Annotated in this window: 22 protein-coding genes and 1 tRNA gene; 21 read left to right on the top strand and 2 right to left on the bottom strand. The window is 69.9% G+C overall.

Annotated elements, in window-relative coordinates:
* Positions 1-115: 115 nt before the first annotated feature.
* From ASJ79_RS33530 to recN, 4 genes are read left to right on the top strand one after another with little or no spacing between them, the layout of a single operon-like run.
* On the top strand, positions 116-271 hold the full coding sequence (locus ASJ79_RS33530; protein WP_197420425.1) for a hypothetical protein: 156 nt from the start codon (positions 116-118) through the stop codon (positions 269-271).
* 5 nt (positions 272-276) lie between these two features.
* Positions 277-1,086 (top strand): TlyA family RNA methyltransferase, encoded by an 810-nt coding sequence (locus ASJ79_RS29125; protein WP_067962985.1) that lies wholly within the window; start codon positions 277-279, stop codon positions 1,084-1,086.
* Positions 1,083-2,003 (top strand): NAD kinase, encoded by a 921-nt coding sequence (locus ASJ79_RS29120; RefSeq protein ID WP_067962982.1) that lies wholly within the window; start codon positions 1,083-1,085, stop codon positions 2,001-2,003. The genes ASJ79_RS29125 and ASJ79_RS29120 overlap by 4 nt, the downstream gene beginning before the upstream one ends.
* Complete coding sequence (recN, locus tag ASJ79_RS29115) at positions 2,003-3,775, top strand: DNA repair protein RecN (protein ID WP_067962979.1); 1,773 nt, start codon at positions 2,003-2,005, stop codon at positions 3,773-3,775. Before ASJ79_RS29120 ends, recN begins: the two co-directional genes overlap by 1 nt.
* Before the next feature lie 3 nt (positions 3,776-3,778).
* Here recN and ASJ79_RS29110 read toward each other — a convergent pair whose 3' ends face one another.
* Positions 3,779-4,366 (bottom strand): TetR/AcrR family transcriptional regulator, encoded by a 588-nt coding sequence (locus ASJ79_RS29110; RefSeq protein WP_067962976.1) that lies wholly within the window; start codon positions 4,364-4,366, stop codon positions 3,779-3,781.
* A gap of 31 nt (positions 4,367-4,397) precedes the next feature.
* Here ASJ79_RS29110 and ASJ79_RS29105 point away from each other — a divergent pair, with 31 nt between their 5' ends.
* The 6 genes from ASJ79_RS29105 to xerD all read left to right on the top strand — a co-directional run bounded on the left by ASJ79_RS29105 (position 4,398) and on the right by xerD (position 10,459).
* Positions 4,398-4,781 carry a VOC family protein gene (locus tag ASJ79_RS29105; RefSeq protein WP_067962993.1) on the top strand — a complete coding sequence of 128 codons (384 nt, stop codon included), beginning with the start codon at positions 4,398-4,400 and terminating at the stop codon, positions 4,779-4,781.
* 92 nt (positions 4,782-4,873) lie between these two features.
* Entirely contained in the window at positions 4,874-6,058 is a 1,185-nt protein-coding gene (gene steA, locus ASJ79_RS29100) for a putative cytokinetic ring protein SteA (protein ID WP_067962974.1), read from the top strand.
* Positions 6,059-6,067: 9 nt separating this feature from the next.
* Positions 6,068-7,009 (top strand): copper transporter, encoded by a 942-nt coding sequence (locus tag ASJ79_RS29095; protein ID WP_067962969.1) that lies wholly within the window; start codon positions 6,068-6,070, stop codon positions 7,007-7,009.
* A gap of 123 nt (positions 7,010-7,132) precedes the next feature.
* Positions 7,133-8,881 carry a CTP synthase gene (locus tag ASJ79_RS29090; RefSeq protein ID WP_067962989.1) on the top strand — a complete coding sequence of 583 codons (1,749 nt, stop codon included), beginning with the start codon at positions 7,133-7,135 and terminating at the stop codon, positions 8,879-8,881.
* On the top strand, positions 8,874-9,509 hold the full coding sequence (locus ASJ79_RS29085) for an NUDIX hydrolase (RefSeq protein WP_067962967.1): 636 nt from the start codon (positions 8,874-8,876) through the stop codon (positions 9,507-9,509). The genes ASJ79_RS29090 and ASJ79_RS29085 overlap by 8 nt, the downstream gene beginning before the upstream one ends.
* 23 nt (positions 9,510-9,532) lie before the next feature.
* Positions 9,533-10,459 (top strand): site-specific tyrosine recombinase XerD, encoded by a 927-nt coding sequence (gene xerD, locus ASJ79_RS29080; RefSeq protein ID WP_369803787.1) that lies wholly within the window; start codon positions 9,533-9,535, stop codon positions 10,457-10,459.
* Here the strand turns inward: xerD and ASJ79_RS29075 are convergent.
* Complete coding sequence (locus ASJ79_RS29075) at positions 10,456-11,187, bottom strand: O-methyltransferase (RefSeq protein WP_067962960.1); 732 nt, start codon at positions 11,185-11,187, stop codon at positions 10,456-10,458. The genes xerD and ASJ79_RS29075 overlap by 4 nt on opposite strands.
* 112 nt (positions 11,188-11,299) lie before the next feature.
* On the opposite strand from ASJ79_RS29075, the gene ASJ79_RS29070 reads away from it, so the two are divergent.
* The 11 genes from ASJ79_RS29070 (at position 11,300) to ASJ79_RS29020 (ending at position 19,505) form a co-directional block, all read left to right on the top strand.
* Positions 11,300-12,196: a ParA family protein gene (locus ASJ79_RS29070; RefSeq protein WP_067962957.1), complete on the top strand. Its 897-nt coding sequence runs from the start codon at positions 11,300-11,302 to the stop codon at positions 12,194-12,196.
* The gene (locus ASJ79_RS29065; RefSeq protein WP_067962954.1) at positions 12,193-13,008 is read left to right on the top strand and encodes a segregation/condensation protein A; all 816 of its coding nucleotides are present in this window, start codon (positions 12,193-12,195) and stop codon (positions 13,006-13,008) included. Before ASJ79_RS29070 ends, ASJ79_RS29065 begins: the two co-directional genes overlap by 4 nt.
* A gap of 9 nt (positions 13,009-13,017) precedes the next feature.
* On the top strand, positions 13,018-13,719 hold the full coding sequence (scpB, locus tag ASJ79_RS29060; RefSeq protein ID WP_067962951.1) for an SMC-Scp complex subunit ScpB: 702 nt from the start codon (positions 13,018-13,020) through the stop codon (positions 13,717-13,719).
* Positions 13,720-13,721: 2 nt separating this feature from the next.
* On the top strand, positions 13,722-14,465 hold the full coding sequence (locus tag ASJ79_RS29055; RefSeq protein WP_067962948.1) for a pseudouridine synthase: 744 nt from the start codon (positions 13,722-13,724) through the stop codon (positions 14,463-14,465).
* Entirely contained in the window at positions 14,462-15,148 is a 687-nt protein-coding gene (gene cmk / locus ASJ79_RS29050) for a (d)CMP kinase (protein ID WP_067962945.1), read from the top strand. The genes ASJ79_RS29055 and cmk overlap by 4 nt, the downstream gene beginning before the upstream one ends.
* Complete coding sequence (der, locus tag ASJ79_RS29045; RefSeq protein ID WP_067962943.1) at positions 15,145-16,557, top strand: ribosome biogenesis GTPase Der; 1,413 nt, start codon at positions 15,145-15,147, stop codon at positions 16,555-16,557. The genes cmk and der overlap by 4 nt, the downstream gene beginning before the upstream one ends.
* Before the next feature lie 46 nt (positions 16,558-16,603).
* Complete coding sequence (locus ASJ79_RS29040) at positions 16,604-17,371, top strand: sulfite exporter TauE/SafE family protein (RefSeq protein WP_067962986.1); 768 nt, start codon at positions 16,604-16,606, stop codon at positions 17,369-17,371.
* A gap of 212 nt (positions 17,372-17,583) precedes the next feature.
* Positions 17,584-18,504: a sulfite exporter TauE/SafE family protein gene (locus tag ASJ79_RS29035; RefSeq protein WP_067962938.1), complete on the top strand. Its 921-nt coding sequence runs from the start codon at positions 17,584-17,586 to the stop codon at positions 18,502-18,504.
* An 83-nt stretch (positions 18,505-18,587) separates the two neighbouring features.
* Positions 18,588-18,661: transfer RNA gene (locus tag ASJ79_RS29030), tRNA-Pro, on the top strand.
* Positions 18,662-18,831: 170 nt separating this feature from the next.
* Positions 18,832-19,173, top strand: coding sequence for a hypothetical protein (locus tag ASJ79_RS29025; RefSeq protein ID WP_067962936.1), 342 nt, complete (start codon positions 18,832-18,834; stop codon positions 19,171-19,173).
* Positions 19,170-19,505 (top strand): hypothetical protein, encoded by a 336-nt coding sequence (locus tag ASJ79_RS29020; protein WP_067962933.1) that lies wholly within the window; start codon positions 19,170-19,172, stop codon positions 19,503-19,505. Before ASJ79_RS29025 ends, ASJ79_RS29020 begins: the two co-directional genes overlap by 4 nt.
* Positions 19,506-19,780: the final 275 nt, after the last annotated feature.

The following is a 19,780-nucleotide window of genomic DNA, read 5'->3' as shown; positions in this document are numbered from 1 at the left end:
GTCTGGGCGGCCGGAGCCGACCGGCGGCCCGTCCGCGCGGCCGACGACGCGGCCCGACAGGCCGTGCAGCGGTGGTCGCTGGTGCCCGCTCGTATCGACTAGCGTGAACACCGCTATGACCAACGACCCCGACCAGATCCGCGCCCGGGTCGCCGAGCTCCTGGGTGAGCCGTCCGACGTGTCGGGAGACGACCTGGACTCCGTCGCGGCGCGCCTCGAGGAGGCGCACGATGTGCTGGTGCGCGCCCTGGAATCCGTCGAGAAGGGCTGAGCCGCGTGACGCGTCGCGCACGTGTTGACGCCGAACTGGTTCGACGGGGCCTAGCCCGCTCGCGCCAGCAGGCCGCCGAGATGATCGGCGCGGGACGGGTGCGTGTCGACGGGATGCCCGCGGCCAAACCCGCGACCGCCATCTCGCTGACCGCCAATCTGACCGTCGAGGGCGGGGACGCCGACTCCTGGGTGTCCCGGGGCGCGCACAAGCTGATCGGCGCGCTCGACGCGTTCGGGCTGTCGGTCGAGCAGCGCCGCTGCCTGGATGCCGGCGCCTCCACCGGCGGGTTCACCCAGGTGCTGCTCGCGCGCGACGCCCGCGAGGTCGTCGCAGTCGACGTCGGCTACGGCCAGCTGGCCTGGTCGTTGCGCACGGACCCGAGGGTGACGGTCATGGAACGCACCAACGTCCGTGAGCTCACCCCGGACGCCATCGGCGGGCCCGTCGACCTCGTCGTCGCGGACCTGTCGTTCATCTCGCTGGCCACCGTGCTGCCCGCACTGACGCGCTGCACGTCACCGGACGCCGATATCGTTCCCATGGTGAAACCTCAATTCGAGGTCGGTAAGGACCGGGTCGGCGCCGGCGGCGTGGTGTCCGACCCGTTGTTGCGCGCCGACGCGGTGCTGTCGGTGGCGCGCCGGGCAGCGGAGTTGAACTGGCCTGCCGTCGCGGTCACCGCCAGCCCACTGCCCGGACCGGCGGGCAATGTCGAGTATTTCCTGGACCTGCGCACCCCCGGGGAGCACACGTTGCAGGGCGACGAGCTGGAGGCCGCGGTGCGCCGCGCGGTCGACGAGGGGCCGCAATGACCGAACGCACCATCCTGCTCGTCGTGCACACCGGTCGCGAAGACGTGACCGAGGTGGCCCGCCGGGTCGAAAAGGGCCTCGCCGACAACGGGATCGGGTTGCGGGCATTGACCGCCGAAGCCGTCGACCGGGGGCCCGTCCACCTCGCGCCCGACGACATGCGGGCCCTCGGCGTCGAGATCGAGGTGGTCGACGCCGACGAGCGGGCCGCCGAAGGATGCGAACTGGTGCTGGTGCTCGGCGGCGACGGGACCTTCCTGCGTGCCGCCGAGCTCGCCCGCAACGTCGAGATCCCGGTACTCGGGGTCAACCTCGGCAAGATCGGCTTCCTGGCCGAGGCCGAAGCCGAGGCCATCGACGCCGTGCTCGACCACATCATCAGGCGCGACTACCGGGTCGAGCACCGGATGACACTCGACGTGGCGGTCCGCGCCGGTGGGCAGCTCATCGACCGCGGGTGGGCACTCAACGAGGCGAGCCTGGAGAAGGGCCCCCGGCTGGGTGTGCTCGGCGTGGTCGTCGAGGTGGACGGGCGTCCGGTGTCGTCGTTCGGGTGCGACGGTGTGCTGGTGTCCTCGCCGACAGGGTCGACGGCCTACGCCTTCTCGGCGGGCGGGCCGGTGCTCTGGCCCGACCTGGAAGCGATCCTCGTGGTGCCGAACAACGCCCACGCGCTGTTCGCCCGCCCGATGGTGACCAGCCCCGACGCGCTGATCGCCATCGAGATCGAGGCCAGCGGCCACGACGCCCTGGTGTTCTGCGACGGCCGGCGTGACATGGTCGTGCCCGCCGGCGGGCGCCTGGAGGTGACCCGGTGCGCCACCCCGCTGAAGTGGGTGCGGCTCGACAGCGCGCCGTTCACCGATCGGCTGGTGCGCAAGTTCCGGCTGCCGGTCACGGGGTGGCGCGGACAGTAGTGCTAGCAGAAATCCGAATCGAGGCGCTGGGCGCGATCAGCGCTGCGACCGCAGAGTTCGACGGCGGACTGACCGTACTGACCGGCGAGACCGGTGCCGGCAAGACGATGGTCGTCACCGGTCTGCACCTGCTCGGGGGCGCGCGGGCCGACGCGACCAAGGTGCGTTCGGGGGCGGAGCGCGCCGTTGTCGAAGGTCGCTTCACCACCGCCGAACTCGGCGACGGGGTGGCCGCGCACGTCGACGAGATCCTCGATTCCTCGGGTGCCGAACGTGACGACGACGGCAGCATCATCGCCGCCCGCTCGGTGAGCCGCGACGGTCCGTCGCGGGCCTACCTCGGTGGCCGCAGCGTCCCGGCGAAGTCGTTGAGCGGCTTCACCAACGAGCTGCTCACCCTGCACGGCCAGAACGACCAGCTCCGGCTGATGAGGCCCGATGAGCAGCGCGGCGCGCTCGACCGGTACGCCGATGTGACCGTCCAGCTCGAGCGTTACCGGGCCGCGCGCGACGCCTGGCTGGAGGCCAAGCGCGACCTCGACGACCGCCGGCGACGGGCCCGCGAGATGGCGCAGGAAGCCGACCGTCTCCAGTTCGCACTGAACGAGATCGACGTGGTCGCCCCGCAACCGGGCGAGGACGCGGCGCTGGTCGACGACATCCGCCGGCTGTCCGAGCTCGACGCGCTGCGCGATGCCGTGCAGACCGCCCGCGCGGCGCTGTCCGGTGACGGCGACGACGGCTTCTCGGCCGCCCACGCCGTCGGTCAGGCGCGCTCGGCGCTGGAGGGCACCGACGACGTCCCGCTCAAGACGCTGGCCGAACAGCTCGGCTCCGCGCTGACCGTACTGGTCGACGTGTCCGGCGAGCTGGGGCAGTACCTGGACGAGTTGCCCACCGACACAAGCACGTTGGAAACCAAGTTGGCGCGTCAGGCCGAACTGCGCACCCTGACGCGCAAGTACGCCGCCGACGTCGACGGGGTGCTGGACTGGGCCGGGGACGCGCGCGAGCGACTCGCGCAACTCGACGTGTCCGAGGAGGCCCTGGCCGGCCTGGAGCGCCGGGTCGTCGAGCTGCACACCAAGGTCGTGGCCGCCGCGCAGGACCTGACCAAGGTGCGGGTCAAAGCCGCCAAGGGCCTGGCCAAGGCGGTCACCAGCGAACTGTCCGGTCTCGCGATGGCCGGCGCCCAGTTCGGAATCTCGGTGACCCCGTTGCTCGCCCGCGCCGACGACACCGCGCCGCTGGCGCTGCCGTCGGGCACCACCGTCCACGCCGGCCGCGACGGAGTCGATGCCGTCGAGTTCGGGTTCGCCGCGCACGGGGGCTCGGATCTGCTGCCGCTGAACAAGAGTGCTTCCGGCGGTGAGCTGTCCCGCGTGATGCTGGCGCTGGAAGTGGTGCTGTCCGCGTCGAGCGAAGGCACCACCATGGTCTTCGACGAGGTCGACGCCGGCGTCGGTGGGCGGGCGGCCGTGCAGATCGGCCGCCGGCTCGCCCGGTTGGCGCGCACCCACCAGGTCATCGTCGTCACCCACCTGCCTCAGGTCGCCGCGTACGCCGATGTGCACCTGGTCGTCGAGGGTGTCGCCGGGCGCGCCGACGGCAGGGCCAAGGCGAAATCCAGCGGGGTGCGTCGGCTCGGGGAGGAGGACCGGGTGGCCGAGCTGGCCAGGATGCTGGCCGGGCTGGGGGAGTCCGACAGCGGCCGGGCGCACGCCCGTGAACTGCTCGACGCGGCCCGCGCCGAGCGCGCCGCGGCCGGCTGAGGATCAGCGTCCGAGGACCGTGTCGAGCAGAGCGGCGACGAAGTCGGCGTCGGCGGCGTCGGCGCTCATCAGGCAGCGGTAGAACACCGCGCCGGACAACGCGACGGAGGCGATCTCCGGATCCACCGTTGCCGCGAACTCGCCCGCCGCGACTCCGGCGGAGAGCACATCGGTGAGCCGTTGCCGGCGCTGCGCCGAGAAGGCGTGGAGGCGGGCGCGGTAATCGCCGTCGTTGGCGGCGGCGTGGATCAGTGCCGGGACACCGGCCGACACCGGTGAATCGCTCAACGCCCGCGCCAGATGATTCAGCAGGATCTGCGCACGCTCGCGCGCGGTGGCGGCGCCGTCGTCGTGCCCGGGATCCGGCTGGCGGCTGAGGCCGGCCAGCGCGTCCGAGACCAGCGAGGCTTTGTCGGGCCAGTGCCGGTAGACCGTGCTCCGGCCGACACCGGCGCGGGCGGCGACCGATTCCATCCGGAAACCGGCGTAGCCGCTCGCCGCGAACTCGGCGAGAGCCGCCCGCAGAATGGCGCGCCGCGAGTGCGCGATCCGGGGATCTTGTCTGGGATGACTTGTCTCGCTCTGAAACACAGACGTATCATAAAGCTTTGGAGGTGCGATGATGACCGACTTCAGCATCCGCTACATCGTGCACGACGTCGACGCTGCGGTGGACTTCTACACCCGGCATCTGGAATTCGAACTGGTCATGCGCCCGGGGCCCGGCTTCGCCATGTTGCGTCGCGAGGGGTTGCGGCTGCTGCTCAATTCGCCCGAGGGCGGCGGTGGTGCCGGGCAACGCCTGTCCGGCGGGCAGTTGCCGGAACCCGGCGGCTGGAACAGATTTCAACTCCAGGTTGACGATCTGGACGCCGTGGTCGATGGGCTCCGCGGCGCCGGTGTGACGTTCCGCGGTGAAGTGATCGAGGGGCGCGGGGGACGGCAGGTGCTCGCAGTGGATCCGTCCGGAAACCCGGTCGAACTCTTCGAGCCCTACTCGGCCTAGCCCTGTGACAGATGTGAAAGCAGATAACTTCTGAGGCTGCTGTTACGGCGCGCCTCCGACGGATTCCCGTCGTCGCCGCACAGAATCGGCCCATGAAGATGTCAGCGCTGCTGTCCCGTAATGCCAGCTCACGGCCAGGTATCACCGGCACCGCCCGCGTGGACCGCGACATCGATCGACTGCTCAGGCGGGTGACTCCCGGCGACATCGTCGTCATCGACGCCCTCGACCTCGACCGCGTCACCGCCGACGCGCTGGTCGAGGCGAACGTCGCCGCGGTGGTCAACGCGTCCGCGTCGATCTCGGGTCGCTACCCCAACCTCGGCCCCGAGGTCCTGGTCGCCAACGGCATCGCTCTGGTCGACAGCACCGGCCCCGAGGTGTTCAAGAAGGTCAAGGACGGCGCCCGCATCCGCATCAACGAGGGCGGCGTGTACTCCGGTGACCGCCGCCTGGTCCTGGGCACCGAGCGCACCGACGCCGACATCCACGAGCTGATGCAGGAGGCCAAGGGTGGGCTGGTCGCCCACCTGGAGGCCTTCGCGGGCAACACCATCGAGTTCATCCGCAGCGAGAGCCCGCTGCTGATCGACGGCATCGGCATCCCCGACATCGACGTGGACCTCAACCGCAGGCACGTGGTGATCGTGGCCGAGGAGGACAACGCGGCCGCCGACCTCAAGGCGCTGAAACCGTTCATCAAGGAGTACCAGCCGGTGCTCGTCGGGGTCGGCACCGGCGCCGACATCCTGCGCAAGGCCGGCTACCGGCCGGCGCTGATCGTCGGCGACCCCGACAAGATCAGCACCGAGGTGCTGCGCAGCGGCGCCCAGGTGGTGCTGCCCGCCGACGCCGACGGCCACGCCGCCGGGCTCGAGCGCATCCAGGACCTCGGCGTGGGCGCGATGACGTTCCCGGCGGCGGGTTCGGCCGCCGACCTGGCCCTGCTGCTGTGTGACCACCACGGCGCGGCGCTGATCGTCACCGTCGGCCACACGGCCAGCATCGAGGAGTTCTTCGACCGCACCCGCCAGCAGAGCAACCCGTCGACGTTCCTGACCCGGATGAAGGTGGGGGAGAAGCTCGTCGACGCCAAGGCGGTCGCCACCCTCTACCGCAGCCGCGTCTCCGGCGGCGCCATCGCGCTGCTGGTGCTGGCGATGCTGATCGCGGTGATCGCGGCGTTGTGGGTGTCGCGTGCGGACGCCGCGGTGATCGAGTGGGTCTCCCAGTACTGGAACCAGTTCCTGCTCTGGGTCCAGGGCCTGGTCTCGTAGGGGAGCGACGTGATCTCGCTGCGTTCACATGCCATCTCGCTGGCCGCGGTGTTCCTGGCGCTGGCCATCGGCGTGGCCCTGGGCTCAGGGCTGCTGTCCAACACCGTGCTGTCCGGTCTACGCGACGACAAGCAGGAGATGCAGCAGCAGATCGACACGTTGACCGGTGATCGCAACGCCCTCAACGAGAAGCTCAGGGCGGCAGGCGATTTCGATGCCCAGGTGGCGCCGCGCATTCTGCGCGACAGCCTGGCCGGGAAGTTGGTGGTCATCTTCCGCACCCCCGACGCGGCCGACGACGACGTCGACGGGCTGACCCGCCTGGTCACCCAGGCCGGGGGCACGGTGGCCGGCACCGTCGGGCTGACCCAGCAGTTCGTCGACGCGAACTCCGCCGAGAAACTGCTCTCGGTGGTGAACTCGCCGATCGTCCCGGCCGGGGCCCAGCTGAGCACCACGACCGTGGACCAGGGTTCACAGGCCGGTGATCTGCTGGGCATCTCGCTGCTCGTCGACAGGGACCCGAACACGCCGCCCGTCGACGACACCCAGCGCGGCACCGTGCTGGCCGCGCTGCGCGACACCGGCTTCGTGACCTACGGCACCGAACGCATCGGCGCGGCCGACACCGCCCTCGTGGTCACCGGCGGCCCGTTGGGTGAGGACGCAGGCAACCAGGGCGCGACCGTGGCGCGGTTCGCCGCCGGCCTGGCGCCGCACGGCGCGGGCACCGTGCTGGTCGGACGTGACGGATCGGCCACCGGAACCTCCGCGGTCGCGGTCACCAGGTCGGACGCGGCGCTGAAGAACGCCGTCAGCACCGTCGACGACATCGGCAGCGAATCGGGCCGGATCACCTCCGTGCTCGCCCTGGGCGCCCTGATCAACGGCGGCAAGCCGGACCAGTTCGGCATCGGGCCGGGAGCGACCTCGGTCACCGTGCCGCAGTAGCCCGGCGCGTCAACAACAACCGGCCCCGGTCGGTGTTAGGGTGGGGTTCCGTGGGTCGGCAGGCCCCAAACCGGGTGTGAACCCAGCGAAACAAGCCCTGCCCGGTCATCACGGAGGTTGTTCTTGCCAGCGTTACGCAAGCACCCGCAAACGGCCACCAAACACCTCTTCGTCACAGGTGGTGTGGTGTCGTCACTCGGCAAGGGCCTCACGGCGTCCAGTCTGGGCCAGCTGCTGACCGCGCGGGGACTGCAGGTGACGATGCAGAAGCTCGACCCCTATCTCAACGTCGACCCGGGGACGATGAACCCGTTCCAGCACGGCGAGGTGTTCGTCACCGAGGACGGCGCCGAAACCGATCTCGACGTCGGCCACTACGAGCGCTTCCTGGACCGCGACCTGTCCGGGTCGGCCAACGTCACCACCGGACAGGTCTATTCGACGGTCATCGCCAAGGAACGCCGCGGCGAGTACCTCGGCGACACCGTCCAGGTGATCCCGCACATCACCGACGAGATCAAACGCCGCATCCTGGCGATGGACGCCACCGACAACGACGGCAACCGGCCGGACGTGATCATCACCGAGATCGGCGGCACCGTCGGCGACATCGAATCGCTGCCTTTCCTCGAGGCCGCGCGACAGGTCCGCCACGAGGTGGGCCGGGAGAACTGCTTCTTCCTGCACTGCTCGCTGGTTCCGTTCATGGCGCCGTCCGGTGAGCTCAAGACCAAGCCGACGCAGCACTCGGTGGCCGCGCTGCGCAGCATCGGCATCACCCCCGACGCGCTGATCCTGCGCTGCGACCGCGACGTGCCCGAGCCGTTGAAGAACAAGATCGCGCTGATGTGCGACGTCGACATCGACGGTGTCATCTCCACCCCGGACGCTCCGTCCATCTACGACATCCCGAAGGTGCTGCACCGCGAGGAGCTCGACGCCTATGTGGTCCGGCGGCTGAATCTGCCGTTCCGCGACGTGGACTGGACCCAGTGGAACGACCTGTTGCGGCGCGTCCACGAGCCCCGGGAGACGGTGCGAATCGCGTTGGTGGGCAAGTACATCGACCTCTCCGACGCGTACCTGTCGGTCGCCGAGGCGATCCGCGCCGGCGGGTTCGCCCACCACGCGAAGGTCGAGATGCAATGGATCGCCTCCGACGACTGCGAGACCGACGCGGCGGCCGCGGTGGCGCTCGGCGACATCGACGGTGTGCTGATCCCGGGCGGCTTCGGCATCCGCGGCATCGAAGGCAAGATCGGGGCGATCCGGTATGCGCGCAAGCGCGGCCTGCCGGTGCTCGGCCTGTGCCTGGGTCTGCAGTGCATCGTCATCGAGGCGGCCCGGTCGGTGGGGTTGACCGAGGCGAACTCGGCGGAGTTCGACCCGGCCACGCCCGACCCGGTGATCTCCACGATGGCCGATCAACGTGACGCCGTCGCCGGGGAGGCCGACCTCGGCGGCACCATGCGCCTGGGCGCCTACCCCGCCGTGCTTGAGTCGAATTCCATTGTCGCGCAAGCCTATGAGGCGACCGAGGTGTCGGAGCGGCACCGCCACCGGTACGAGGTGAACAACGCCTACCGGGACCGGATCGCCGAGAGCGGGCTCCGGTTCTCCGGCACCTCACCGGACGGTCACCTGGTGGAGTTCGTCGAGTACCCGCCCGAGCTGCACCCGTTCATCGTCGGTACCCAGGCCCACCCCGAGCTCAAGAGCCGTCCCACCCGTCCGCATCCGCTGTTCGTCGCGTTCGTCGGCGCGTCGCTGGACTACAAGAACGCCGAAAGGCTGCCCGTCGAGATCCCTGAGCACGAGTTACGGTCCAACGGCGCCGAACCCGCTCTCGAGGACGCCCCGGCCCGTGGGTGACGGCGATCGCGGGCGCCATGAGTTCACCGTCGTCTCGTCGGAGACGATCCATGTCGGGAAGATCCTGGCGATGCGCGCCGACGAGGTGCGCATGCCCGGCGGCCGAACCGCGCGGCGGGAGGTCGTCGAGCACTTCGGCGCGGTCGCGGTCGTCGCGCTCGACGACGACGGCCGCATCGTGCTGATCCACCAGTACCGGCACGCGTTCGGCAGACGGCTGTGGGAACTGCCCGCCGGCCTGCTCGACTTCGGCGGCGAACCACCGCACGAGACCGCGGCGCGTGAGCTCGCCGAGGAGGCCGGCCTGGCCGCGCAGACGTGGTGCACGCTGGTCGACCTCGACTCCGCGCCCGGGTTCTGCGACGAGAGCGTCCGGGTCTTCCTGGCCACCGGGCTCAGCGACGTCGACCGCCCGGAAGCCCACGACGAGGAAGCCGACCTGACACTGGAGCGCGTCGACCTCGCCGACGCCGTCGCGCGGGTGTACGCCGGCGACATCGTGAACTCGATCGCGGTGGCCGGGATCCTGGCCGCGCACGCGATGCCGGATCCGTCGCGGTTGCGGCCGGTCGACGCCCCGTGGGTGGACCGGCCCAGGGCGTTCGCGCGCCGGGTGGGGCATCCGTGACGACCGGGGTGGAACCGGCCGCGCTGGACGACCAGTTCCAGGGCTACCTCGACCACCTCGCGATCGAACGCGGGGTGGCGGCCAACACCTTGAGCTCCTACCGCCGAGACCTGCGCCGCTACGCCGAACACCTGGCGTCGCGCGGCGTCACCGACCTGGCTGCGGTGGCCGAGGCCGACGTCAGCGACTTCCTGGTGGCGTTGCGGCGCGGCGACCCCGACAACGGTGTGGCGCCGCTGTCGGCGGTGTCGGCCGCCAGAGCGGTGATCGCGGTCCGCGGGCTGCACCGCTTCGCCGCCGCCGAGGGCATCACCACGGTCGACGTCGCCCGTGAGGTGAAACCGCCGACGCCGGGGCGCCGGCTGCCCAAGAGTCTGAGCATCGACGAGGTGCTCGCGTTACTGGAGGCCGCCGGCGGGGACGGCGACGCCGACGGACCCCTGACCCTGCGCAACCGCGCCATCCTCGAGCTGCTGTACTCCACCGGCGCCCGCATCTCGGAGGCGGTCGGCCTCGACGTCGACGACGTCGACACCGAGTCCAGGTCGGTGCTGCTGCGCGGCAAGGGCGGTAAACAGCGACTGATCCCGATCGGGCGCCCCGCGGTCAGCGCGCTGGACGCCTACCTGGTGCGCGCCCGTCCGGAGCTGGCGCGCCGGGGCCGCGGGGTCCCCGCGATCTTCCTCAACGCCCGCGGCGGACGGCTGTCCCGGCAGAGCGCCTGGCAGGTGCTCCAGGATGCCGCCGAACGCGCCGGCATCACCGCGACGGTGTCCCCGCACGTGCTGCGGCACTCCTTCGCCACCCACCTGCTCGACGGCGGCGCCGATGTCCGGGTGGTGCAGGAGCTGCTCGGGCACGCCTCGGTGACCACCACGCAGATCTACACCATGGTCACGGTGAACGCGCTGCGCGAGGTCTGGGCCGGCGCCCACCCGCGGGCCCGTTAACCGAGATACTCCGACTCCAGCACCAGGTCGGGCAGCAGCGACTGGTATTCGACGTGCGCCTTGTGCTCCACGGTGTTCCACCGAGTGCCCTGATGCTCGCGCATGTAGCGCCGGTAGGCCGGGGCGCCGGGGATGCGCACATTGTCGGCGACCACGATCGAGCCCGGGTGCAGCCATCCCCGCTCTTCGACGCTGAGCAGGTCCGACAGGTAGGCGCTCTTGTCGTGGTCGATGAACAGCAGGTCGACGCTGCCTTCGCCGACCCCGTGCTCGCGGGCCAGCGCGTCGAGCGTGCGTCCGCCGTCGCCCAGGGTGCCGACCACGCAGGTGATGCGGTCGGCCATCCCGGCGTGCGCCCAGATGCGGCGCGCGACGTCGGCGTTGGCCGCGGAGAACTCGACCGACAGCACACGCGCCGACGGCGCCGTGCGGGCGATGCGCAGAGCGCTGTAGCCGCAGTAGGTGCCGAGCTCGAGCACCAGCGCCGGGTCGGCCCGCCGTACCGCGGCATCCAGCAGCGCCCCCTTCTCCACGCCGACGTTGACCAGGACCGCCTGCTTGTAGGCGAAGGAGTCGATCGCGGCCAGCACCGAGTCGGCGTCGCCGCGGGCGGCGGTGGCCTCGACGTGGGCCGCGCACGCCTCCTCCCGGCCGTCGCCGATCTGGCCGGTGCGCATGAACGACGGCATGCCCATCGCCAGCTTCGCCCACCGGTGAAGGACGTTCATGGCCTCAGATTTAGCATTGCCTGCGGGTCTGCCTCACCATTTCGACGGTCCCCGTTAAACTTGCCCGGATGTCCGCCATGCCCGAGGGTTGCCTGACCAGCGACGGTCCGGCATGACCGACCCGACGGACGGCCCGGTGGACGCGTCCGCGGAGGCCCCGGATTCCGGGCCGGCGCCCGGCCTGACCGGCCGCGTCCCGCGGCAGATCCCCGAGCCGGCGCCCCGCACGTCGCACGGACCGGCCAAGGTCATCGCGATGTGCAACCAGAAGGGTGGCGTCGGCAAGACGACCTCGACGATCAATCTGGGCGCCAGCCTGGCCGAGTACGGCAGACGGGTGCTGCTGGTCGACCTCGATCCGCAGGGCGCGCTGTCGGCCGGCCTCGGTGTGCCGCACTACGAGCTCGAGCACACCGTGCACAACCTGCTGGTCGAACCGCGGGTGTCGATCGATCAGGTGCTGATCAAGACCCGCGTGGCCGGGCTGGATCTGGTGCCGAGCAACATCGACCTGTCGGCCGCGGAGATCCAGCTCGTCAACGAGGTGGGGCGCGAACAGACGCTGGCCCGTGCGCTGTACCCGGTGCTCGACCGCTACGACTACGTGCTGATCGACTGTCAGCCGTCGCTGGGCCTGCTCACCGTCAACGGGCTGGCGTGCAGCGACGGCGTGATCATCCCGACCGAGTGTGAGTTCTTCTCGCTGCGCGGGCTGGCGCTGCTGACCGACACTGTCGACAAGGTCCACGACCGGCTCAACCCGAAACTGTCGATCAGCGGCATCCTGATCACCCGCTACGACCCGCGGACGGTGAACTCGCGCGAGGTGATGGCGCGTGTCGTGGAACGGTTCGGCGATCTGGTGTTCGACACCGTCGTCACCCGCACGGTGCGCTTCCCCGAGACCAGCGTCGCCGGCGAGCCGATCACCACGTGGGCACCGAAATCGGCTGGCGCAGAGGCATACCGGGCGCTCGCGCGTGAGGTCATCCACCGGTTCGGCGCGTGAGCGAGGCCACCCCCCAGGACGAGTCGCCGCAGGCCGGATTCCAGGTTCGCCTGAGCAATTTCGAGGGTCCGTTCGACCTGCTGCTGCAGCTGATCTTCGCCCACCGGCTGGACGTGACCGAGGTCGCCCTGCATCAGGTGACCGACGAGTTCATCGCCTACACCAAGCAGATCGGGCCCCAGCTCGGGCTCGACGAGACCACGTCGTTCCTGGTGGTCGCCGCGACCCTGCTCGATCTCAAGGCGGCCCGTCTGCTGCCGGCCGGCGAGATCCACGACGAGGACGACCTGGCGCTGCTCGAGGTGCGCGACCTGCTGTTCGCCCGGTTGCTGCAGTACCGGGCGTTCAAGCACGTGGCGGAGATGTTCGCCGAGCTGGAGAACGCGGCGCTGCGCAGCTACCCCCGGGCCGTGTCGCTGGAGGACCGCTATGCCGACCTGCTGCCCGAGGTGATGCTCGGTGTCGACGCGAACCGGTTCGCCGAGATCGCGGCGGCGGTGTTCACCCCGCGACCGGTGCCGACCGTCGGCACCGACCACCTGCATCAGGTCGCGGTGTCGGTGCCCGAACAGGCCGCCAACCTGATGACACTGCTCGAACAGCGGGGGATCGGGCACTGGGCGTCGTTCTCCGATCTGGTCGCCGACTGCCAGGCGCCGATCGAGATCGTCGGGCGGTTCCTGGCGCTGCTCGAGTTGTACCGCGCCCGGGCGGTAGCATTCGAGCAACCAGAACCGCTTGGTGTGCTCCAGATTTCGTGGACCGGAGAGCGGCCGAGCAGCCAACAGTTGGCAACCGCGGACGCGGAATAGAAAAGACTTATGACTGACGACATTGCGACCGATACCGAGCTCGACGACGCGGAGCTCGAGGACGTCGGCGGATCCGAGCTGGACGATCCCGAGCTGGACGCGGCGCTCGAGGCGCTGCTGCTCGTGGTCGACACCCCGGTGACCGTCGACGCGCTCGCCACGGCCACCGACCAGCCGCCGGCCCGGATCGCCGAGCGACTGCAGCTGCTCGCGGCGGGTCTGGCAGCCCGGGACAGCGGTATCGACCTGCGCGAGGCCGCCGGCGGATGGCGGATGTACACCCGGTCGAAGTACGCCCCGTACGTCGAGAAGCTGCTTCTCGATGGCGCGCGGTCCAAACTGACCCGCGCCGCGCTGGAGACCCTCGCGGTGGTGGCCTACCGGCAACCGGTCACCCGCGCGCGGGTCAGCGCGGTCCGCGGCGTCAACGTCGATGCGGTGATGCGCACCCTGCTGGCCCGCGGTCTGATCACCGAGGCCGGCACCGACCCGGACTCCGGGGCGGTGACGTTCGCGACCACCGAGTTGTTCCTCGAGCGGCTGGGCCTTTCGTCGCTGACCGACCTGCCCGACATCGCACCGCTGCTTCCGGACGTCGACGTGATCGACGACCTCAGCGAAAACCTAAGTGAGGAGCCACGTTTCATGAAGCTCAACGGCGCACCGGCTGCTGAGGCGGCGCCGGAATCCTTCGACGTGGACCGGGACTGACCATGACCGACAACGACGGGATACGGCTGCAGAAGGTGTTGTCGCAGGCCGGGATCGCCTCGCGACGCGTCGCCGAGAAGATGATCCGGGACGGCCGGGTCGAGGTGGACGATCAGATCGTCACCGAACTGGGCACCCGGGTGGATCCCGCGGTCTCGGTGATCCGCGTCGACGGTGCGCGGATCACGATCGACGACACGCTGGTGCACCTGGCGATCAACAAGCCACGCGGCATGCACTCCACGATGTCCGACGACCGTGGCCGGCCCTGCGTCGGTGACCTGGTGGAGCACCGGGTCCGCGGCAACAAGAAGCTCTTCCACGTCGGGCGCCTGGACGCCGACACCGAGGGCCTGCTGCTGCTGACCAACGACGGTGAGTTGGCGCACCGGTTGATGCACCCCTCGTTCGAGGTGCCGAAAACCTATGTCGCGACCGTGCTCGGCACCGTGCCCCGCGGGCTGGGCCGCAAGCTGCGCGACGGGGTCGAACTCGACGACGGTCCCGTGCATCTCGACGACTTCGCGGTGGTCGACACCGTGCCGGGCCGGACGCTGGTGCGGGTCACGCTGCACGAGGGCCGCAAGCGCATCGTGCGGCGACTGCTGGGCGAAGTCGGTTTCCCGGTCCAGGAACTGGTGCGCACCGACATCGGCGCGGTCACCCTCGGCGATCAGCGCCCGGGCAGTATCCGGCCGCTGACCCAGAAGGAGATCGGCGAACTGTACAAGGCGGTAGGATTGTGAGCCCCTCTCTGGTGATCGCGATCGACGGGCCCGCCGGAACCGGAAAATCCACGGTGGCAAGGGGTTTGGCGACTTCGCTGAACGCCAGGTATCTGGACACCGGTGCGATGTACCGCATCGTGACACTGGCGGTGCTGCGTGCCGGTGTGGACGTCACCGACCCCGCGGCGGTCGCAGCCGTCGCGCAGAACGTCGAGCTCTCGGTCGGCAGCGACCCCGGTCACGACCGCTCCTTCCTCGCCGGCGAGGACGTCTCGGCCGAGATCCGCGGCGATGCCGTCACCAAGGCCGTCTCGGCGGTCTCGGCGGTACCCGCGGTGCGGTCCAGGCTCGTCGCGCTGCAGCGCGAATTGGCCTCCGCGCCAGGCAATGTCGTGGTCGAGGGTCGTGACATCGGCACCGTGGTGCTGCCCGGCGCGGACGTCAAGATCTTCCTGACCGCGTCGGCCGAGGAGCGCGCCCGGCGCCGCGACGACCAGAACATCGCCGCGGGTCTGCCCGGCGACTACGAGGCGGTGCTCGCCGACGTCAAGCGCCGCGACCATCTCGACTCCACGCGCGCGGTGTCGCCGTTGCGTGCGGCCGACGATGCGCTGGTGGTGGACACCAGCACCATGAACCAGTCCGAGGTCGTCACGTACCTGACCGAGCTCGTCGAACAGAAAGCGGGTGTGGCCCGATGAGCGAGGACGGTACCTGGGCCGACGAGAGCGAGTGGGAGCTCGGGGCCGAAGACGTCGCGGAGGCGATCGAGGAGGCGTCCGCGCCACCACCGGTCGTCGCCGTGGTGGGACGGCCCAACGTCGGGAAGTCGACGCTGGTCAACCGGATCCTGGGCCGGCGTGAAGCCGTGGTGCAGGACGTCCCCGGCGTGACCAGGGACCGGGTCTCGTATGACGCGAGCTGGTCGGGCCGCCGGTTCGTCGTGCAGGACACCGGCGGGTGGGAACCCGATGCCAAGGGCCTGCAACAGCTCGTCGCCGAGCAGGCGTCGGTGGCGATGCGCACCGCCGACGCGATCATCTTCGTGGTCGATTCGGTTGTCGGTGCCACCGCTGCCGACGAGGCCGCGGCGAAGCTGTTGCAGCGCTCCGGGAAACCGGTGTTCCTGGCCGCGAACAAGGTCGACAACGAGCGTGGGGAGGCCGACGCCGCGGCGCTGTGGTCGCTGGGTCTGGGGGAGCCGCACACGATCAGCGCCATGCACGGTCGCGGCGTGGCCGACCTGCTCGACGTCGTCATCGGCGCGCTGCCCACCGTCTCGGAGGTGGCCGGCGCCGCAGGGGGCGGTCCCCGGCGGGTGGCGCTGGTGGGCAAGCCGAACGTGGGCAAGTCGTCGCTGCTGAACCGGTTGTCCGGTGACGAGCGGTCGGTGGTGCACGACGTGGCGGGCACCACCGTCGACCCGGTCGACTCCCTGATCGAAATGGACGGCAAGCTCTGGCGTTTCGTCGACACCGCGGGGCTGCGCCGCAAGGTCGCCCAGGCCAGCGGCCACGAGTTCTACGCGTCGGTGCGCACCCACGGTGCGATCGACGCCGCCGAGGTGGCCATCGTGCTCGTCGACGCGTCGCAGCCGTTGACCGAGCAGGACCAGCGGGTGCTGTCGATGGTCATCGAGGCCGGCCGGGCGCTGGTGCTCGCGTTCAACAAGTGGGACCTGGTCGACGAGGACCGCCGCTATCTGCTCGACCGCGAGATCGATCTGCAACTGGCCCAGTTGCAGTGGGCGCCGCGGGTGAACATCTCGGCCAGGACGGGCCGCGCGGTGCAGAAGCTGGTGCCGGCGTTGGAGACCTCGCTGCGCTCGTGGGACACCCGGGTGCCGACAGGTCGGCTGAACACGTTCTTCAAGGAGGTCGTCGCCGCGACGCCGCCCCCGGTGCGCGGCGGTAAGCAGCCGCGGATCCTGTTCGCCACCCAGGCCACGGCGCGCCCGCCGACCTTCGTGCTGTTCACCACCGGGTTCCTGGAGGCCGGCTACCGCCGGTTCCTGGAGCGCAAGCTGCGGGAGACGTTCGGGTTCGAGGGCAGCCCGATCCGGATCAACGTGCGGGTCCGGGAGAAGAGGGGCTCGAAGGCTCGTCGGTGACGGTTGCCCGGCCGCCGTTAGGGTGAGTCGAGTGTCCGTCCTCGACATGGTCCTCATCGCGCTCGCAGGGGTCGGGGCCGGCGCCATCAATTCCGTCGTCGGTTCCGGCACCCTGATCACGTTCCCGACGCTGGTGGCGATCGGGATGCCGCCGGTGACCGCCACCATGTCGAACGCGGTCGGTCTCATCGCCGGCGGCGTGTCGGGCACGTGGGGGTACCGGCGCGAGCTGCGCGGGCAGTGGTCCCGGCTGAAGTGGCAGCTCCCCGCCTCGTTCATCGGGGCCGCCGGCGGGGCCTGGCTGCTGCTGCATCTCCCCGAGACGGTGTTCATCCGGGTGGTTCCGGTGCTGCTGGTCCTCGCGCTGGCGTTGGTCGTGGTCGGTCCCCGGATCCAGGACTGGGCGAAGCGGCGCGCCGAGGCGGCCGGCCGGTCTGTCCACCACGTGTCCGCGGCGCGGATGACCGCGTTGGTGGCCGCCACCTTCGCCGTCGGGGTGTACGGCGGCTACTTCACCGCGGCGCAGGGAATCCTGCTGATCGCGGCGATGGGGGCGCTGCTGCCCGAGGACATGCAGCGGATGAACGCCGCCAAGAACCTGCTGTCGCTGGTGGTCAACATCGTCGCCGCGGTGGCCTACATCGCGGTGGCCTCCGACCGGATCAACTGGGCCGCGGTGGCTCTGATCGCCGTCGGATCGCTGGCCGGAGGTTTTCTCGGAGCCCACTACGGGCGGCGGCTGTCACCGGGCGCGTTGCGCGCCGCCATCGTCGTGGTGGGCCTCGTCGGGCTGTACCGGCTGGTGACCGTGTAACCTGAGCAAAGCTTTGGCGTACGACTCGACGATGGGACTCCTTTGATGGCTGATCGGATGCTTTACGCACCGGCCCCGTCCGAGGTGTCCGCGCTTGAGCCGTTCTGGCCGTCGCGTCGGCTGATGGCCTTCGACGAGTGGTGTTGTCCGCGTCCCTGACGCCCCCACCCGTCCATTCGGTCACGCGGTGACCGCAGTCCCTGAAAGCAGCCATGCGTTCGCTTCTCATCTTCACGCTCGTGGGCGTCGGTGCCCAGCTGGTCGACGGCGCCCTCGGGATGGCGTTCGGGATCACCGCCACCACGCTGCTGGTGCTGTCGGGGGTCGGGGCGGCTCAGGCCAGTGCCGCGGTTCACCTCGCCGAAGTGGGCACCACGTTCGCCTCGGGCCTGTCCCATTGGAAGTTCAAGAACATCGACTGGGTCCTGGTCGCCAAGCTGGGGGGACCGGGAGCGATCGGCGCATTCCTCGGCGCCACCGTGCTGTCGTCGCTGTCCACCGAGCACGCCGCGCCGCTGATGGCCGCGATCCTGATCGCCATCGGCACCTACGTGATGCTGCGCTTCGCGCTGCGCACACCGCTGAGCTTCGGATCGCGGGGAACCAGCCACAGCACGAAGTTCCTCGCCCCGCTCGGTCTGTTCGGCGGGTTCATCGACGCGTCCGGTGGGGGCGGCTGGGGTCCGGTGACGAGCAGCACGCTGCTGTCGCAGGGTAGGACCGCGCCGCGGACGGTGATCGGCTCGGTGAGCGCGTCCGAGTTCCTCGTGGCGGTCTCGGCGTCGCTGGGCTTCCTCATCGGCCTGCGCCAGGAGTTCCTGGAGAACTGGCCGGTGGTGGTCGGGCTGATGGTCGGCGGTGTGATCGCCGCGCCGATCGCCGCGTGGTTGGTCAGCAAGATCAGCCCGGCGCTGCTGGGCACCGCGGTGGGCGGTGTCGTCGTGCTCACCAACAGCCAGAAGCTGGTGCACTTCTTCGACATCCACTGGCCGTGGTCGACCGCCATCTACTCGCTGATCGTCGTGGCGTGGGCATCGCTGGTGGTCTACGCGTGGCGTGTGTCCCGCGCCCCGCGGTTCGCCCCCGAGACCGGCACCCCGGCCGAGTCTGAGTCTGAACCGCTCCCGCGCTGACTCCTTTTGACGGTGCGGTTGGGATCTGAGTAAGGGGCTGAGGTAAAGTTTCGTCCGCCTACCGGCGATCCCGGGAGGCACCGCGGGCTGTGGCGCAGCTTGGTAGCGCACTTGACTGGGGGTCAAGTGGTCGCAGGTTCAAATCCTGTCAGCCCGACGCAGGTCAGAGGGTGTTTCCGAGAAATCGGAGGCACCCTCTTTTCGTTTTGACCACCACTGATGACCACCACGGGCGTCAAACCACAGCCCGGACGCCGTTGCGGCGCGGGTGTGGCACGTCCCCCGTTCAGGCTCGCGGCTGTCAGCGGTCGGTGAGATGGTGAACCCATGCGCGACCTCGATGACCTGCTTGCTGACATCGACTCCCTCGAAGCGGACGAACCCCTCCAACCGCTGCCGGGAGAATCCGAGGCTGAGTTCAAGCGGCGGATGCTCGCGGAGTTCGACGCGCTGAACGCCGAGGAGGACAGCGCCGACCCCGACCCACTCGGGTGGGACGCCTGGCGGTGGACGCCCGACACCGAACCTGATCCTGAGCCCGTGTCCGCAGCGCAGCCCTCCTACCTCCTGGAGGAGTGGGAGATCAGCTCGGTCATGCCGAGGGGTGGACCGCTCACGGTGTCCATCGGCGGGCGGCGGTTGGGCACGCTGAACCCCGCCGCTGTGTGAGCGACGAACCCGACACCTTCCCCTGGACGGACGCTGCGGCGTGGACAGCAAGCGGTGAGCACCAGGAACCCGACGATGACGACCCCGTTGTCATCCCGTGGGATGTGCCTGGTCGTGTCATCACCCTGTCCGCCCGCCTGGGCGACGGGCGCACGGCGGAGTGGTCGATGCTGTCGGGGTGGTCGGGCGATCCTGATGTGGTGAACGCGGCTCAAGCCGTAGCTGCTCTTTACTCGGAGCTGGGGGAGATGACGGCGGCGGCTCGGGGTCTGCTCGGGGTGTCGGTGGACGGTTCGGTCAACGAGCCGACGTGGATCGCGGCGGGGTTGTAGGTGCATGGGTGCGGGGCTGGCGGCAGAGATTTGAACCGTCCTGGTCTGGATGGAGACCTCGGTTTGAACCACCCCGGGTTTGATGCACACCTTCTTTCGAGGGAAGGTAAGGCGCATCATGCCGAAGAAGTACGACGATCAGTTCAAGGCGGGACTGTCAGATAAACGGTGGATCTGACTTGGCATCGGTTAGTTGCCAGTCGGAGTGATCCGGCCGTTGAAGGTGATCGCGAACGCGTTCAATGCGGGCTTCCACCTCACTGCCCATCGTGCCT

This window comes from Mycobacterium sp. NAZ190054, assembly GCF_001545925.1.
Lineage (GTDB): Bacteria > Actinomycetota > Actinomycetes > Mycobacteriales > Mycobacteriaceae > Mycobacterium.
Note: the sequence above shows the minus strand (reverse complement) of the source record. Positions and strands in the feature narration are given on the sequence as shown.